Raw genomic sequence first — 15,088 nt, forward strand, 5'->3', positions numbered from 1 at the left:
TATAACCATGATTTCATTAGAGCAAGCACAGCAATTAGTGATGTTGCTTGAGCAAGGACAGCAGCAACAAGCTAATACTTTAGTGCAAACTTTAGTTGAACATCATCATGCGCCTATGTACGAAGAAGTGGGTAAAATGACTCGGCAGTTGCATGACTGTTTGGTGAGTTTTCGCAATGATACGCGTTGGAATGATTTAGCCAAAACGGACATTCCAGATGCACGTGATAGTTTATCTTATGTCATTGATAAAACAGAAGCAGCAGCTAACCGTACCATGGATGCTGTTGAAATAACCTTGCCTATTGCCGAACAATTACAGCAAACATTACATAACCTTCAGCCTCAATGGCAGCGATTAATGGTCGGTCAAATTGCTTTAGCTGATTTTAAACAGCTTTGTCATGATATTAATGGCTTATTACTCCAAATTGATCAAGATAGTTCGCTGTTACGTGAACATTTAACTGATATTTTAATGGCACAAGATTTTCAAGATCTTACCGGTCAAGTTATACGTCGGGTGATCACCTTAGTGCTTGAAGTTGAACAGCGGATGCTTGATATTTTACAAGCATTTGATAGTGAACAAGCCTCACTTTCTAGTGTAAAAACACCGCCGTCAGCGGTTACTGCCGAAGGGCCGATTATAAACCCCCAGCAACGTAAAGATGCACTTTCATCACAAACTGATGTTGATGATTTACTTTCAAGTCTTGGATTTTAGAGGAATTTATGAGTTTTGATTTAGATGAAGATATCCTACAAGACTTTTTGATTGAAGCTGGGGAAATTCTTGAATTATTATCTGAGCAATTGGTTGAACTTGAACGAAGCCCAGATGATGGTGAATTGTTAAATGCAATCTTTCGTGGTTTCCATACCGTAAAAGGTGGGGCTGGTTTTTTATCATTGTCTGAGTTGGTTGATGCCTGCCATGGCGCTGAAAACGTGTTTGATCTATTACGAACAGGTAAGCGTAAAGTGACATCAGAACTCATGGATGTCATTTTAGAAGCGCTCGATTGTATTAATGTTATGTTTGCTCAGGTACAGGCACATCAGCCATTGATAAAAGCCGAACAAACGTTATTGGATCAATTACACCATTACAGTTTGCCACCAACGGCAATTGAAGCGACGACGGCTAAGGTTGAGTCTCTTCCTGTTACATCCACAAGTAGTGCGATTAGTGCTGATTCGGTTGATGATATTACTCAAGATGAGTTTGATCGGCTATTAGATGAATTACATGGTGTTGGTAACTCACCCTCTGCACCATTGCCAACATCGAAGGTTGATAATGTTGTTGGTAATGTCGAAAGTAGTGACATTACTGATGATGAATTTGAACGCTTATTGGATGAGCTACATGGCAGTGGCAATGCTCCAGGTACAGCAGTTAACACCGGTATAACAACGTTAATAACTGAAGATGAAAACTTGGAGGTTGTTAACGATGATTTAATGACAGATGATGAGTTTGAAAATCTGTTAGATGAATTACATGGTATTGGTCGCGCGCCTTTAGTTGATACAACACCCGCTATTGATCTTTCATCAAGCGCTGTCTCGGCTACCGTTAATCCCCATTTAGCGACCAATAATATTGTGGCTGAGCCTACAAATAATCCCTCAATACCAGCCAGTAAAGATAAACCTAAACCTCAAGCTGAAACCACTGTCCGGGTAGATACTTCAACGCTCGATATCATTATGAATATGGTTGGTGAATTAGTTTTAGTACGTAATCGGCTAGTTAGTTTAGGGTTAAATACCACTGATGAAGAAATGTCAAAAGCAGTCTCAACACTTGATGTTGTGACCGCAGATCTTCAAGGTGCGGTAATGAAAACGCGAATGCAGCCAATTAAAAAAGTATTTGGTCGATTCCCTCGTGTTGTGCGTGATTTAGCCCGTAGCCTTAATAAAGAAATAGTGCTGGAGATGGTGGGCGAGGACACTGATCTTGATAAAAATTTAGTAGAAGCACTTGCTGATCCATTAGTGCACTTAGTCCGTAACTCGGTTGATCATGGTATTGAAATGCCAACGGTACGCGAGCAAGCGGGTAAATCAGCCGTTGGTAAAGTGTTGTTATCAGCCTCACAAGAAGGCGATCATATCCGTTTAACTATTGAAGATGATGGCGGCGGTATGGATGCTAATAAATTGCGTCAAATAGCGATTGATCGCGGCATGATGGATCATGATGCCGCTTCACGGTTAAGCGATAATGATGCCTATAATTTGATTTTTTCGCCTGGATTTTCAACCAAAAAAGAGATTTCGGATATTTCAGGACGCGGTGTTGGTATGGATGTAGTGAAAACTAGCATTAACCAACTTAATGGCTCGATAGTGATTGATTCCGTACTAGGTAAAGGGACGCGAATTGATATTAAAGTACCATTAACGTTAGCGATCTTACCGACATTGATGGTTGGTGTAGCGCAGCAACCGTTCGCTTTACCTTTGGCAAGTGTTAATGAAATATTCCATTTAGATCTTACTAAAACTCATACCGTAGATGGTCAACTGACCATTATTGTGCGCGAAAAAGCGATTCCGTTATTTTACTTGCAAGATTGGTTGTCAAAAAAATCATCAGTGAACAAACAGCAACATAACAGTTATGGTCATGTCGTTATTGTACAAACAGGACATCAACGGGTCGGATTTGTGGTCGATAGTCTGATAGGCCAAGAAGAAGTAGTGATTAAGCCGTTAGATAAGTTGTTAAAAGGTACACCAGGCATGGCTGGAGCAACCATTACTAGTGATGGTCATATCGCACTTATTTTAGATGTGCCGAACCTGTTAAATCATTATGTAAGACGTTAATAACTAGCAATAATGACCGTTAATTGTGAGTGCTTAGGCTGGTGATATTGTTTAAGTAAAGGAATAAAAACAAATGGCAATAAAGGTGTTAGTTGTTGATGATTCAAGTTTTTTCCGTCGTCGTGTTAGTGAAATAATTAATGCTGATCCTCGATTAACCGTCGTCGGTAATGCCACTAATGGTAAAGAAGCGTGTGAGTTGGTCAAAGTTTTACAACCCGATGTCATTACCATGGACATTGAAATGCCAGTAATGGATGGCATCACTGCAGTGCGTGAAATCATGAAAATTGCGCCCACACCTATTTTGATGTTTTCTTCTTTAACTCAAGATGGCGCGAAAGCAACCTTAGATGCGCTAGATGCTGGCGCTTTAGATTTTTTGCCGAAGAAATTTGAAGATATTGCGCGTAACCGTGATGAAGCTGTCGATTTATTACAAAAACGGGTCGCAGAGTTGGCAGGGAAACGTTTTTATTTACGACGTAATAATGGTTCATCTGCAGCGATAAAGTCGCTATCTATGCCGTCTGTTCGTAGTACTGCGGCAACGATGACAGAAACTAGAGTTTTATCTGATGCAACTGCAAGCAGTGGGCGTACCGTTACAGTACACGGCACAATATCTAAAATGCCATTACGTTTTCGAGCTTCAGGTAAAAAATATCAGCTGGTGGCGATTGGAACGTCAACCGGTGGGCCGGTTGCTTTACAAAAAATCCTGACTCAATTGCCAGCTAATTTCCCTTATCCGATTATCTTAGTGCAACATATGCCAATGACATTTACTGCTGCATTTGCTGCACGATTAAATAATTTGTGCGGTATAGAAGTAAAAGAAGCTCAGGATGGCGATATACTACGTGCTGGTGTGGCTTATTTAGCCCCAGGTGGACAGCAGATGATGGTCGATGGACGCGCAGTGGGAGCACGACTACGTATTATCGATGGTGGCGATAGGATGAATTATAAGCCATGCGTTGATGTGAGTTTTGGATCTGCGGCCAAAGTGTTTAATGAGCGAGTGTTGTCAATCGTACTGACAGGTATGGGAGCCGATGGTCGCGAAGGCGCACGAATGCTAAAAGCTAATGGTTCTACCGTTTGGGCACAAGATGAAGATAGCTGTGTGGTATATGGTATGCCACAAGCAGTTGCTAAAGCGGGCATTTCTAGTCATGATCTTCCCCTTGACCGCATTGCGGAATGTATTTTAATTGAATTGGGTTTGTCGTGAGGAGTTAAAGGTGGTTGTTTGGAGTATTGCAAACCAAAAAGGTGGAGTAGGGAAAACGACCACTACCATAGCATTAGCAGGATTATTAAGTGAACAAAACCAGCGGGTATTAGTGGTTGATACCGATCCTCATGGATCATTAACAACCTATTTAAATTTTGATGCTGATTATGTGCCTGCGAGTTTGTTTGATTTATTTCAATTACCACACATTGATTATGATGGTGTAAGAGAATTAATTTTAAGTACCACATTCAGCCATATTGATATTATTCCCGCCCATATGTCATTAGCGACCTTAGATCGCTCTATGGGTAACCGCAGTGGTATGGGGTTAGTATTAAAAAAAGCATTAAACGCTGTTGCCGCAGACTATGACTATGTATTGATTGATTGCCCACCGATTTTAGGGGTTATGATGGTTAACGCGCTGGCAGCCAGTGATCGTATTTTGATTCCAGTACAAACTGAGTTTTTAGCCATGAAAGGCCTAGAACGAATGTTACGTACATTGCAGATTATGCAGCGTTCTAAACCAGGTGGCTTTGATGTCACTATTGTGCCGACAATGTATGACAAGCGTACTCGAGCATCATTGCAAACATTACAAGATTTAAAAACCCGTTATCCAGATCAAGTGTGGACATCTGCTATCCCGATTGATACTAAATTTCGAGATGCGAGTATTAAGCATATGCCGCCATCATTGTATGCCCATAATTGTCGCGGTGTGTTTGCTTACAAAACGTTATTGAGTCATTTAACAAGGTTGGCGCACAATGAATAATAAGCGTTTAACCAGTGAACAAGCATTGGATGATTATTTTGGTGACTTACTGTTAGATACTGCATCAGATTCAACAGCGACGATTAAGCCGACTGAGTTTTGTGAGCCATCACCGTCACAACAGTTACAACAACTATTGGCACAAGTACCGCAGCTGCTTGACGTTGAGCCTCAAGTTGTGGTCATTGATGCAGAACCAGAACCAGAACCAGAACCAGAACCAGAACCAGAGTTTGTTGTGTGGCAACATCACGGTCAGCAACAACCGTTTCAAGCATTATTCTTTGAAGTCAATGGGATGATGTTTGCGGTGGCATTAACTGAACTTGGTGCAATTCATCAACTAGGGGAGTTGAACCATATTGTTGGTCGTCCAGCTTGGTACCTAGGACTGGCTCCATTAGCACAATATAATGTTGATGTCGTCGATACTGCAGGTTGGGTAATGGCAGATAAATTAACCAATGATCGCTATCGTGCTAATTATCGTTATATGGTGATGCTAGGTGATAGTCAGTGGGGACTCGCTTGCGATACCTTACATGGTACTCAAACCTTGATGGCTACCGATATTCGTTGGCGGCAACAAGCAGGTAAGCGCCCATGGTTAGCGGGAATGGTAAAACAAAAAATGTGTGCTCTGATCCATGTTGATGCATTAATTCAAATGTTGAATAAAGGCTTAGATGTTAATAGCGGCGCGAGTTGAGACATTAAAGAGGAAATAATATGTCCCAAGTAAATATAACGGAAATACAAAAAGATAGCGTTAATGATCAAGTATTACAGTGGGTTACATTTCAATTGGAAAATGAAACCTATGGTATTAATGTTATGCAAGTGCGTGAAGTTTTACGTTATTCAGATATAGCACCTGTGCCTGGTGCGCCTGATTACGTGATTGGCATTATTAATTTACGTGGCAATGTTGTTACCGTTATTGATACTCGTGCTCGATTTGGTTTACAGCATGGTGATATTTCAGATAGCACTCGTATTGTGATCATCGAAGCAGAAACACAAGTCATTGGTATTTTAGTTGATAGTGTGGCAGAAGTGGTTTATCTGCGTAGCTCAGAAATTGATAGTACGCCATGTGTTGGCACAGAAGAAAGTGCCAAGTTTATTCAAGGTGTAAGTAACCGCGATGGACAGCTATTGATCTTGGTTGATTTAAATAAACTCTTGTCTGATGACGAGTGGGATGAGATGGCGTATTTGTAATGGATATCATACTTCAACAATGGTTACCTGTTGCTATATCTCTGATTATTGCGTTAGCTGCCGCAGTGCTGATTAGTCGTGAGCGTCAAGCACGAAAAACATTAGAAGTGAAATTTGCAGCGATTGAAACAGTATTAAAAAATTCACGGTTACAGAATGAAAGTTTAACTAAACAATTTAATGAATTACGTACTGGTAGTATTGGTATGAGTGATAAGTTGGTTGATTTGATTGAGCTGATTGAACGGGTTGAAGTTCGTCAAAATGAAATTTCTATGAATGATTCTGGTGGGCGGCTATACAGTCGTGCTAGTAAAATGGTTGAACTTGGTGCAGATGTTAACGAATTAATGAAAGAATGCGATTTGCCAAAGGCCGAAGCTGAATTATTACTGAGTTTACAAAAAAGTATGCCCCAACATTATCGACGTTAGCCGGTTAATACATTATAGCTATGCGGTAATATCAATGTTTTCAAACCCTTCCCAACCAGGAGGGGTTTTTCCGTTTAAATACCATGAAAATGCAATTAACTCAGCAATGATTTGGTATAACTCTTCCGGAATATGATCACCAAGCTCAAAACTATTGAGATATTGTGCCAGCACAGGATCTTGGTGAATCAATCCACCTTGTTGCTTTACTTGCTCAATAATATGTTGCGCTAATTTATCGTAGCCTTTAGCTGCCACATAAGGATTTTGCTCACCATCGTAACGTAACGCAATTGCTTGTTGAACGCTTGAAGTCGATTTGGTTGTCATGTCTACAATCCTTGTAGTTACTAAATTTTTATTGATAGTCCCGATGGTGTTGGTGGCGTATTTTCTTGTTGGCGAGTGAGCAGTTTATATTGTGGTGGGGTGCTATTAATACCTAATTGCTGTAATCGTGAAATTAAATACGGTGTTACCCGTTCAATTCGGAGTAATAATTGCTGATTAGCACACTCAAACCGAGTGCTTAACTGTTGTTGATGCCAGCAGGCGGTAACATTCATATTGTCTATTGCACCAATAGGTAAACTCAATTTGACGGTCCATTGGTTATTGTTATCCTTAACAGTATTTTTTTTATTTTGCGGTTGCTTATTAATTTGTAGCTGGATAGTTTGACCATTTTCCTGCACCCATTGTAAATGGATATTGTTATTGTCTGGAGAACGTTGGTTTTCTGGGCCTCTTTGTTCACTTGCAAGACGTAGTAGTGCCATAAATTCTTGTTTTTGTTCAGAATGAAGCTGATTTAGCCATAGGTTTAGTGGACTTGATGACTGTGATAGTTGGAGTAATAAGGCTGCTAGTGTTTGATGACCGGTATTGTGTTGTAGCCAGCTAATTAATGCGGATTGGTTATTGGGCAGTAATAATTGGCTAAATAATTGCTGCAGAGATGACGGAATAGATTGAGATGATTTAGCTGTACCTAAGTTTAACGGAATCAATAAATTTGTAACTAATCGTTGCAAGCTATTCATAGATAATAATAATTGCGGCAGCTGAGAGATCAAATTTGATTGATTGTTGGCAGTGATTGTTGATGAGAGTAAATGAGAAGTTTTAGGTATTGAGGTAATCCTTTCAATTGTCGAAAGTTTTTCTATAAACAGCGATGAATTCGGCAATAGTTTAGTTTGCATTTGTTTCACATTTACTTACGTTAGTTAACGACTAAGAAGCTGAGCAGTTTAGCCAATTTGTTAGCCATTGTGGTACTATGCGGCTATTTTGTGGCACCTAGGATATAGCATTTTATGTTGTCAGTAGCAAATTTGAGCTGTGTTCGTGATGAGCGCGTATTATTTGATGAATTAAATTTCACTATTTCAGATGGTGAATTAGTTCAAATTGAAGGTCCAAACGGCGCCGGTAAGACAACCTTATTAAGGATTATTGCGGGCTTAGGGCAATCAGATAGCGGTGAAGTGCAGTGGTGCAATGAAAGTATTACCACCGCGCGTGAAGATTATCACCAATCATTATTATTTTTAGGTCATCAAACTGGCGTAAAGCGTGAGCTTACGGCCTTTGAGAACTTGGCTTTTTTTCAGGCAATGCATACCTGTCAACAAGGCTCCGATCTCAAAGGAACACCAAAAGTAAGTGGTGATGATGCGCTGTGGCAAGCGTTAGCACATGTAGGCTTAGCTGGGCGTGAAGATATTAGCGCTGGGCAATTATCAGCAGGCCAACAACGTCGAGTTGCCTTGGCGCGTTTATGGCTAAGCAATCACAAGTTGTGGGTGCTTGATGAACCATTAACGGCGATAGATAAGCAAGGTGTAAAGGTGCTTGAAGCATTATTTTTATCACATGCAGAGCGGGGAGGGATGGTGTTATTGACCACTCACCAAGACATGTTTGTTGATAGTGATCGGCTACGAAAAATTAAGTTAGGGCAATAATAACCATGCTTACCACCCTTATTCAAATTATTCGCCGTGAGTTATTGATAGCTTATCGTCGACAAGCGGATATTTTTAATCCGTTATGGTTTTTTATTATTGTTATTACATTGTTCCCATTAGGTGTTGGCCCTGAGCCTAATCTATTGGCACGTATTGCGCCTGGCATTATTTGGGTTGCAGCGTTATTAGCGGCGTTGTTATCGATGGAGCGCTTGTTCCGTGATGATTATCTTGACGGCTCGTTAGAACAAATGTTGTTAATGCCAACGCCGTTATCGGTTGCAGCATTTGCCAAAATGATCGCGCATTGGCTACTCACTGGATTGCCGTTGATTTTAATTAGTCCGTTACTGGCAATTTTACTGTCACTAAATTGGCATACTTGGATTGCGGTATTATTAACGTTGTTGATTGGTACGCCGACATTAAGCTTTTTAGGCGCCATTGGGATGGCATTAACGGTTGGATTACGAAAAGGTGGAGTTTTATTGAGCTTGCTCATACTCCCTTTATACATTCCTGTGCTTATATTCGCGACCTCAGCCATTGAGGCGGCAAGTTTAGGCATGGCCTATGATGGTCAATTAGCAATTATGGGAGCGATGTTAGTGGGGTCGTTGACCTTAGCGCCATTTGCTGTTGCGGCATCACTAAGGATCAGTGTCAATTAACCGATAAATTTTTCTTTAACGCCTGTACTAAGTAAAACGGTGGCGTGAGTAAGAAAGCGAGAGTGATGATTTACTCTCAGTGACGTATTTACTATCTATTATAAGTTGAGAGCATTATGTGGAAGTGGTTACATCCCTACGCTAAAGCAGAAAACACCTACCGATTATGTGGTAAGTTGTTGCCTTGGTTTTCTATTATCGCTTTGATTTCCATTTTAGTGGGATCTGTATGGGGGCTATTATTTGTGCCTGCAGATTACCAACAAGGCGATAGCTTTAGAATCATCTATATTCACGTACCATCTGCAATTTGGTCGATGAGTATTTATGTGACTATGGCTATTTCTTCTTTCATTGGCCTTGTGTGGCAGATTCGTATGTCAGATATGGCTGCGGCTGCGATGGCACCTATCGGCGCAGTGTTTACCTTTATTGCCTTAATTACAGGGGCTATTTGGGGTAAACCTATGTGGGGTGCTTGGTGGGTTTGGGATGCTCGTTTAACCTCTGAATTGATTCTATTGTTCTTATACCTTGGTGTTATTGCATTGTATAACGCGTTTGATGATCATAAAACAGCAGCAAAAGCCGCTGGCATTTTGTCGATTGTCGGCGTGATTAATATTCCTATCATTCACTACTCAGTTGAATGGTGGAATACCCTCCACCAAGGTGCAACGATTTCTAAATTTGGCAAGCCATCGATGTCTAACGATATGTTATGGCCATTGCTAGTGATGCTACTGGGTTTTGGTTGTTTCTTTGCTGCTGTTACCTTGGTGCGGTTACGCAATGAAATTCTATTACGTGAGAGCCATCGCCCTTGGGTGCAGAAGTTGGTGAAGTGAGATCGCTATGTATTTTGATTCTATAAATGATTTTTTTGCGATGGGTGGTTATGCGGGTTACGTTTGGAGTGCCTACGCTATTTCTTTTCTATCGATGTTATGGGTTTTATTTTCAAGCTTAACAACGAAACGTCGTTTGTTACGCGAAATAAAAAATAAAATGGCGCGTGAAAAACGCATTAAAGAAGCGAAGACATTGGAGAACACACTATGACCCCAAGACGTCAAAAACGTTTAGTGATTGTGCTGGCGTTAGTGCTTGGACTAGGTGCAACGGTTGGCTTGGTGTTATATGCATTAAACCAAAATATGAATCTGTTCTATACGCCATCAGAATTAATTAATGGTAAGCCCGATGGCACTAAACCAGAAGTTGGTCAACGGTTGCGTATTGGCGGTATGGTGGTGAAAGGTTCTGTTGAGCGTGACCCTAAATCATTACGCATTAGTTTTAAAGTTGCGGACATTGGTCCTTCAGTTACCGTAATTTATGATGGCATCTTGCCTGATTTATTCCGTGAAGGGCAAGGTATTGTGGCACAGGGTGTATTAATTAATCCAACCACAGTCAAAGCGAGTGAAGTACTTGCAAAGCATGATGAAAAATACATGCCACCAGAAGTGGCAGATGCAATGAAGATAAACCATAAACGACTTCAGTACACTGAAGAACAACTACAAGGTAAGTGATCAATGATCCCTGAATTAGGCCAATTTGCACTAATAGCCGCACTTGCGCTATCGGTGCTGGCCAGCATTTACCCATTGTATGGTGCCACGGTTGGTAACCAAGCAATGATGCGTATGGCACGTCCACTGTCCTACGGAATATTCGGCATGCTTGCATTGTCGTTTGGTATTTTAAGCTGGTCGTTCTATAGCAATGATTTTACGGTAGCGTATGTTGCCAGTAACTCAACCAGTTTACTGCCATGGTATTACCGTTTAACCGCAGTGTGGGGCGGGCACGAAGGTTCATTGATGCTATGGGTACTTATCCAAGCAGGTTGGGCTGCAGCCGTTTCACGATTTAGCCGTGGTATGCCTCTAGAAGCGGTGGCGCGTGTACTTTCCGTTATGGGTATGATAGCAGTGGGTTTCTTGCTGTTTATTATCGTAACATCCAATCCATTTTTGCGCACATTGCCAGATTTTCCTGTACAAGGTCGTGACTTAAACCCATTGCTACAAGATCCAGGTTTGATTGTTCACCCGCCGATGCTATACATGGGTTATGTTGGTTTCTCGGTTGCATTCTCATTTGCTATCGCGTCATTGATGACAGGTCGTTTAGATACAGCTTGGGCACGTTGGTCGCGCCCTTGGACAATTGCAGCATGGTCATTCCTAACTTTAGGTATCGCACTAGGCTCATGGTGGGCTTACTATGAACTTGGCTGGGGTGGCTGGTGGTTCTGGGATCCAGTTGAAAACGCATCATTAATGCCGTGGCTTGCGGGTACTGCGTTAATGCACTCATTATCAGTGACTGAAAAACGCGGTACATTTAAAGCGTGGACTGTATTACTGGCAATTTCTGCATTCTCATTAAGCTTATTAGGTACATTCTTAGTCCGCTCTGGCGTATTGGTTTCTGTGCACGCGTTTGCATCTGATCCATCGCGCGGTATGTTTATACTTGGCTTCTTAGTGGTCGTTATTGGTGGTTCATTACTACTGTATGCACTACGTGGTGGTCAAATTCGTTCTCGTGGTAACTATGCATTGTTCTCACGTGAAAACTTCTTATTAGCTAACAACTTATTATTAGTTGCAGCACTTTTAGTGGTGTTAATTGGTACACTATTACCATTAGTCCATAAGCAATTAGGTTTAGGTTCTGTTTCTATCGGTGAACCGTTCTTTAATACCTTGTTTACATGGTTAATGGTGCCATTCTCATTCTTAATGGGTATTGGTCCTCTAGTGCGTTGGAAGCGTGATAACTTTGCTTCGATTGCTAAACCAATGTTGTGGTGTGGATTATTTACTGTTCCATTCTCATTCTTGGTTATTTACCTAACAGCAAGCGTTGTTGAGCCGTTAGCTGTTGTTGGTGTAATGATGGCTGTGTGGATTATTGTTCTTCACTTAGTTGAAATTTACCGTCGTGCTACTCACCGTCACTCTTTCCTTGATGGGTTGGGTAAACTAGGGCGTAGTCACTGGGCGATGATGTTGGGCCACCTTGGTTTAGCAATTGCCATTATCGGTATGACATTAGTATCGAACTACGGTATTGAGCGTGATTTACGTTTATCACCTGGACAATCAGTTAACGTTAAAGGTTATGACTTCCATTTTGCAGGTTTACGCGATGCCGATGGTCCTAACTATGATGGCTATGTGGCTGATTTTGAAATTAGTCGTCGTGGTATTGATATCACAACGCTGCATGCTGAGAAGCGTTTCTATACGGTTGCTGGCTCGATGATGACTGAAGCAGCAATTGATAGTGGCTTTACACGTGATCTATATGTTGCGATGGGTGAGCGTTTAGGTACTGATGGTGCTTGGGCTGTACGTATTTACTACAAGCCATTTGTTAATTGGATGTGGATGGGTGCGTTCTTAATGGCGCTGGGTGGTGCTTTTGCTATTAGCGATAAGCGTTACCGATTCCGTAAGCCAGCTAATATTGCCGCGAATGACAAAAAATCGGAGGCTAAGCTAAATAATGAATAAGAAGCTATTATTTATTCCTTTAGTGCTGTTTTTAGGGTTAGTTGTGATGTTTATGGTCCAACTAACTCGTAACGCAGCAGGTGACGATCCGACCAAACTTGAATCAGTGCTGGTGGGTAAACCAGTACCAGCATTTAAGTTAGAAGATTTGTTTGAGCCTGGTAAAGAATATCAGCAAACGATTTTTAAAGGCCAACCACTACTCTTAAACGTGTGGGCTACTTGGTGCCCAACCTGTCAAGCAGAGCACCAATACCTCAATACTCTTGCAAACCAAGGGGTGAAGATCATTGGTTTAAACTACAAAGATCAGCGACCTAAAGCGATTCGATGGCTTAAAGAGCTAGGTAATCCTTATATGATTTCTTTGTTTGATGGCAATGGCATGTTAGGGATGGATCTTGGTGTTTATGGTGCTCCTGAAACTTTCTTAATTGATGCTAATGGTATTATTCGTTACCGCCATGTCGGTGATGTTAATCCAGAAAACTGGAATAAGACCCTTAAGCCTTTGTATGAAAAAATGCTAGCGGAAGCGAAAGCAAACAATACCAAAGCGGAGGTTAAAGCATAATGAAACGTTTTTTTGCTTTAATATTTGCACTTGGACTGACGTTTTCGATGGTGGCACCTGCATTAGCGGCCATTGATGTGTATGATTTTAAAAATCCAGCACAAGAGAAGCAATTTCAAGAGTTAACTGAGACTTTACGTTGCCCTAAATGTCAAAATAACAGCATCGCCGATTCTAATGCGACTTTAGCAGAAGATATGCGCATGAAAACCTTCGAGCTGTTAAAAGAAGGCAAAACCAATCAGCAAGTCATTGATTATATGATTGCACGTTATGGTAATTTCGTAACGTATGATCCAGCAGTGACAGCATCAACAATGATCTTATGGGCTGGCCCTATTGGTTTTATTGTTATCGGTTTTACTATTTTGGTTTATCGCTCACGCAAAAAAAGCGAATTAACCAAAGATGAGCCACTTGATGATGTTGAGTCGGAACGTTTACAGGGGTTGTTGGCTGAAATGGCGCAGCAAGATACTGAAGCTACCAATAATCAGACAAAGGTAAATAAATGACGCTGTTTTGGATTTTAACCGCTGTCTTGGTTTTAATTTCTATCGCAATCTTTGTGATCCCGATGTATGTCGGTAAAGAGTATGACGATGAAGCAAGCCGAGATGAGCTGAATAAAGCTTTCTTTAAAGATCGTATTCATGAACTTGAAGAAGAATCGCAAGAAGGTTTGGTCGCAAGTCAGAAAGATATGGTGGCTGACTTACAACAAACATTACTGGATGACTTGCCTGTTACTGAAAAGAAACAAGCGACACATGTTAGCCCTGCGATGGTTGTTCCTGGTCTGATCCTTATTGTAGGTATTTGTTACGGTGTTTATGGTGCAGTAGGTAGCAGTGCTAAAGTTGAAGCATGGCATCAAGCTGTCAATCGCTTACCTGAATTAACTCAACGCTTAATGGGCGATAATGCTGCTAATGAACCACTGTCTGATCAAGATATGTCGGATCTAACACTGGCATTACGTACTAAATTGCACAAAGACGGTGACGATCCAATGGGATGGTTGCTGTTAGGTCGAATTGCTATTGCTAATCGCGATGGTGCTACGGCTGAAATGGCAATGAAGCGTGCTTATGATCTTAACCCTGTCGATACCGCTATTCGTTTAGGCTATGCACAAACGTTAATGTTAAGTGGTAAGCCTGGTCAAAGTGATTTAGCACGTCAGCTTTTACGCCAAGTGATTAAAAGTGATCACACTAACGTTCAAGCGTTGTCTTTATTAGCATTTGACGCATTTGAGCAAAAAAATTACCAGCAAGCGGTTGATTATTGGACAATGATGAAAACCCTTATTGGCCCTGATGATTCACGTACGCCAATGCTAACGCGTAGTATCGAACGTGCAAAAATGCGTATCGCAGATGGGGATGGCTCAACAGTTGCACCGGATCCAACCGCAATTGATGAAACTACGCCACAATCTGAAACACAAAATGCCGATACAGCTAAGCAAGTTACTGCTACTATAGCGTTAGGTAAAAATGTTGTATTGCCAAAACAAGGTAATATTATTATCTCTGTTCACGATGCTGATGGTTCACCAATGCCAATAGCAGCGGTAAAATTACCATTGTCGACTAAATTTCCATTAACAATTACGTTAACGGATAAAGACAGCATGATTCCACAACGTCAGCTATCATCATTATCAGAGATGATTATTAAAGCGCGTGTGGATAGTGATGGTAACGTGATGACCAAAAAAGGTGATTGGTATGGTCAAAGCAGCCAAACACCTTTAGGCGGGGAAACAGCGTTTGTCATTAATAAGCAATATTAACTAATTAATT

18 protein-coding genes are annotated in these 15,088 nt (G+C 41.1%); 16 read left to right on the top strand and 2 right to left on the bottom strand.

Translation table 11 applies throughout. The features are described from left to right. Positions 1 to 7: 7 nt before the first annotated feature. From C0W29_RS04860 to C0W29_RS04890, 7 genes are all read left to right on the top strand, one after another. Positions 8 to 727 (top strand): protein phosphatase CheZ, encoded by a 720-nt coding sequence (locus C0W29_RS04860; protein WP_036795642.1) that lies wholly within the window; start codon positions 8 to 10, stop codon positions 725 to 727. 8 nt (positions 728 to 735) lie between these two features. Next, a complete protein-coding gene (locus C0W29_RS04865; protein ID WP_045044278.1) occupies positions 736 to 2,844 on the top strand; it encodes a chemotaxis protein CheA in 2,109 nt (702 codons plus the stop codon). A gap of 73 nt (positions 2,845 to 2,917) precedes the next feature. Further along, positions 2,918 to 4,081 carry a protein-glutamate methylesterase/protein-glutamine glutaminase gene (locus tag C0W29_RS04870; protein ID WP_045044279.1) on the top strand — a complete coding sequence of 388 codons (1,164 nt, stop codon included), beginning with the start codon at positions 2,918 to 2,920 and terminating at the stop codon, positions 4,079 to 4,081. A 10-nt stretch (positions 4,082 to 4,091) separates the two neighbouring features. Next, positions 4,092 to 4,868 carry a ParA family protein gene (locus tag C0W29_RS04875; protein WP_036795638.1) on the top strand — a complete coding sequence of 259 codons (777 nt, stop codon included), beginning with the start codon at positions 4,092 to 4,094 and terminating at the stop codon, positions 4,866 to 4,868. Continuing rightward, the gene (locus tag C0W29_RS21940; RefSeq protein ID WP_045044280.1) at positions 4,861 to 5,577 is read left to right on the top strand and encodes a chemotaxis protein CheW; all 717 of its coding nucleotides are present in this window, start codon (positions 4,861 to 4,863) and stop codon (positions 5,575 to 5,577) included. Before C0W29_RS04875 ends, C0W29_RS21940 begins: the two co-directional genes overlap by 8 nt. Before the next feature lie 20 nt (positions 5,578 to 5,597). After that, the gene (locus tag C0W29_RS04885) at positions 5,598 to 6,092 is read left to right on the top strand and encodes a chemotaxis protein CheW (RefSeq protein ID WP_045041746.1); all 495 of its coding nucleotides are present in this window, start codon (positions 5,598 to 5,600) and stop codon (positions 6,090 to 6,092) included. Further along, the gene (locus tag C0W29_RS04890; protein WP_036795633.1) at positions 6,092 to 6,526 is read left to right on the top strand and encodes a DUF2802 domain-containing protein; all 435 of its coding nucleotides are present in this window, start codon (positions 6,092 to 6,094) and stop codon (positions 6,524 to 6,526) included. Before C0W29_RS04885 ends, C0W29_RS04890 begins: the two co-directional genes overlap by 1 nt. Positions 6,527 to 6,544: 18 nt before the next feature. On the opposite strand, the gene C0W29_RS04895 is transcribed toward C0W29_RS04890, so the two are convergent. Further along, entirely contained in the window at positions 6,545 to 6,856 is a 312-nt protein-coding gene (locus tag C0W29_RS04895) for an EscU/YscU/HrcU family type III secretion system export apparatus switch protein (protein WP_036795632.1), read from the bottom strand. Positions 6,857 to 6,876: 20 nt separating this feature from the next. Continuing rightward, positions 6,877 to 7,731 carry a hypothetical protein gene (locus tag C0W29_RS04900; protein ID WP_045044281.1) on the bottom strand — a complete coding sequence of 285 codons (855 nt, stop codon included), beginning with the start codon at positions 7,729 to 7,731 and terminating at the stop codon, positions 6,877 to 6,879. 114 nt (positions 7,732 to 7,845) lie between these two features. On the opposite strand from C0W29_RS04900, the gene ccmA reads away from it, so the two are divergent. From ccmA to ccmI, 9 genes are all read left to right on the top strand, one after another. Beyond that, on the top strand, positions 7,846 to 8,496 hold the full coding sequence (gene ccmA, locus C0W29_RS04905) for a cytochrome c biogenesis heme-transporting ATPase CcmA (RefSeq protein ID WP_036795630.1): 651 nt from the start codon (positions 7,846 to 7,848) through the stop codon (positions 8,494 to 8,496). Between the two features lie 5 nt (positions 8,497 to 8,501). Then, a complete protein-coding gene (gene ccmB / locus C0W29_RS04910; protein WP_036795629.1) occupies positions 8,502 to 9,170 on the top strand; it encodes a heme exporter protein CcmB in 669 nt (222 codons plus the stop codon). 116 nt (positions 9,171 to 9,286) lie between these two features. Beyond that, positions 9,287 to 10,018, top strand: a complete 732-nt coding sequence (locus tag C0W29_RS04915) for a heme ABC transporter permease (protein ID WP_036795627.1) — start codon at positions 9,287 to 9,289, stop codon at positions 10,016 to 10,018. Between the two features lie 7 nt (positions 10,019 to 10,025). Continuing rightward, positions 10,026 to 10,232, top strand: a complete 207-nt coding sequence (ccmD, locus tag C0W29_RS04920) for a heme exporter protein CcmD (protein ID WP_036795625.1) — start codon at positions 10,026 to 10,028, stop codon at positions 10,230 to 10,232. After that, on the top strand, positions 10,229 to 10,708 hold the full coding sequence (gene ccmE, locus C0W29_RS04925; protein WP_036795623.1) for a cytochrome c maturation protein CcmE: 480 nt from the start codon (positions 10,229 to 10,231) through the stop codon (positions 10,706 to 10,708). The genes ccmD and ccmE overlap by 4 nt, the downstream gene beginning before the upstream one ends. A 3-nt stretch (positions 10,709 to 10,711) precedes the next feature. Beyond that, positions 10,712 to 12,703, top strand: coding sequence for a heme lyase CcmF/NrfE family subunit (locus tag C0W29_RS04930; protein ID WP_036795622.1), 1,992 nt, complete (start codon positions 10,712 to 10,714; stop codon positions 12,701 to 12,703). After that, positions 12,696 to 13,277 (top strand): DsbE family thiol:disulfide interchange protein, encoded by a 582-nt coding sequence (locus C0W29_RS04935; RefSeq protein WP_036795620.1) that lies wholly within the window; start codon positions 12,696 to 12,698, stop codon positions 13,275 to 13,277. Before C0W29_RS04930 ends, C0W29_RS04935 begins: the two co-directional genes overlap by 8 nt. Beyond that, positions 13,277 to 13,792 (top strand): cytochrome c-type biogenesis protein, encoded by a 516-nt coding sequence (locus C0W29_RS04940; protein ID WP_036795619.1) that lies wholly within the window; start codon positions 13,277 to 13,279, stop codon positions 13,790 to 13,792. Before C0W29_RS04935 ends, C0W29_RS04940 begins: the two co-directional genes overlap by 1 nt. Beyond that, complete coding sequence (ccmI, locus tag C0W29_RS04945; RefSeq protein WP_036795618.1) at positions 13,789 to 15,078, top strand: c-type cytochrome biogenesis protein CcmI; 1,290 nt, start codon at positions 13,789 to 13,791, stop codon at positions 15,076 to 15,078. Before C0W29_RS04940 ends, ccmI begins: the two co-directional genes overlap by 4 nt. The last annotated feature ends 10 nt before the right edge of the window (positions 15,079 to 15,088 follow it).

Source organism: Photobacterium kishitanii (assembly GCF_003026355.1).
Lineage (GTDB): Bacteria > Pseudomonadota > Gammaproteobacteria > Enterobacterales > Vibrionaceae > Photobacterium > Photobacterium kishitanii.

Bases quoted from the DNA above. Each gene is read 5' to 3' on its own strand.
- C0W29_RS04930 (WP_036795622.1), top strand. From the start codon at position 10,712: ATGATCCCTGAATTAGGCCAATTTGCACTAATAGCCGCACTTGCGCTA.
- C0W29_RS04860 (WP_036795642.1), top strand. From the start codon at position 8: ATGATTTCATTAGAGCAAGCACAGCAATTAGTGATGTTGCTTGAGCAA.
- C0W29_RS04890 (WP_036795633.1), top strand. From the start codon at position 6,092: ATGGATATCATACTTCAACAATGGTTACCTGTTGCTATATCTCTGATT.
- C0W29_RS04895 (WP_036795632.1), bottom strand. From the start codon at position 6,856: ATGACAACCAAATCGACTTCAAGCGTTCAACAAGCAATTGCGTTACGT.
- C0W29_RS21940 (WP_045044280.1), top strand. From the start codon at position 4,861: ATGAATAATAAGCGTTTAACCAGTGAACAAGCATTGGATGATTATTTT.
- ccmB (WP_036795629.1), top strand. From the start codon at position 8,502: ATGCTTACCACCCTTATTCAAATTATTCGCCGTGAGTTATTGATAGCT.
- C0W29_RS04935 (WP_036795620.1), top strand. From the start codon at position 12,696: ATGAATAAGAAGCTATTATTTATTCCTTTAGTGCTGTTTTTAGGGTTA.
- C0W29_RS04940 (WP_036795619.1), top strand. From the start codon at position 13,277: ATGAAACGTTTTTTTGCTTTAATATTTGCACTTGGACTGACGTTTTCG.
- C0W29_RS04915 (WP_036795627.1), top strand. From the start codon at position 9,287: ATGTGGAAGTGGTTACATCCCTACGCTAAAGCAGAAAACACCTACCGA.
- C0W29_RS04870 (WP_045044279.1), top strand. From the start codon at position 2,918: ATGGCAATAAAGGTGTTAGTTGTTGATGATTCAAGTTTTTTCCGTCGT.
- C0W29_RS04885 (WP_045041746.1), top strand. From the start codon at position 5,598: ATGTCCCAAGTAAATATAACGGAAATACAAAAAGATAGCGTTAATGAT.
- ccmD (WP_036795625.1), top strand. From the start codon at position 10,026: ATGTATTTTGATTCTATAAATGATTTTTTTGCGATGGGTGGTTATGCG.
- ccmA (WP_036795630.1), top strand. From the start codon at position 7,846: ATGTTGTCAGTAGCAAATTTGAGCTGTGTTCGTGATGAGCGCGTATTA.
- ccmE (WP_036795623.1), top strand. From the start codon at position 10,229: ATGACCCCAAGACGTCAAAAACGTTTAGTGATTGTGCTGGCGTTAGTG.
- C0W29_RS04900 (WP_045044281.1), bottom strand. From the start codon at position 7,731: ATGCAAACTAAACTATTGCCGAATTCATCGCTGTTTATAGAAAAACTT.
- C0W29_RS04865 (WP_045044278.1), top strand. From the start codon at position 736: ATGAGTTTTGATTTAGATGAAGATATCCTACAAGACTTTTTGATTGAA.
- ccmI (WP_036795618.1), top strand. From the start codon at position 13,789: ATGACGCTGTTTTGGATTTTAACCGCTGTCTTGGTTTTAATTTCTATC.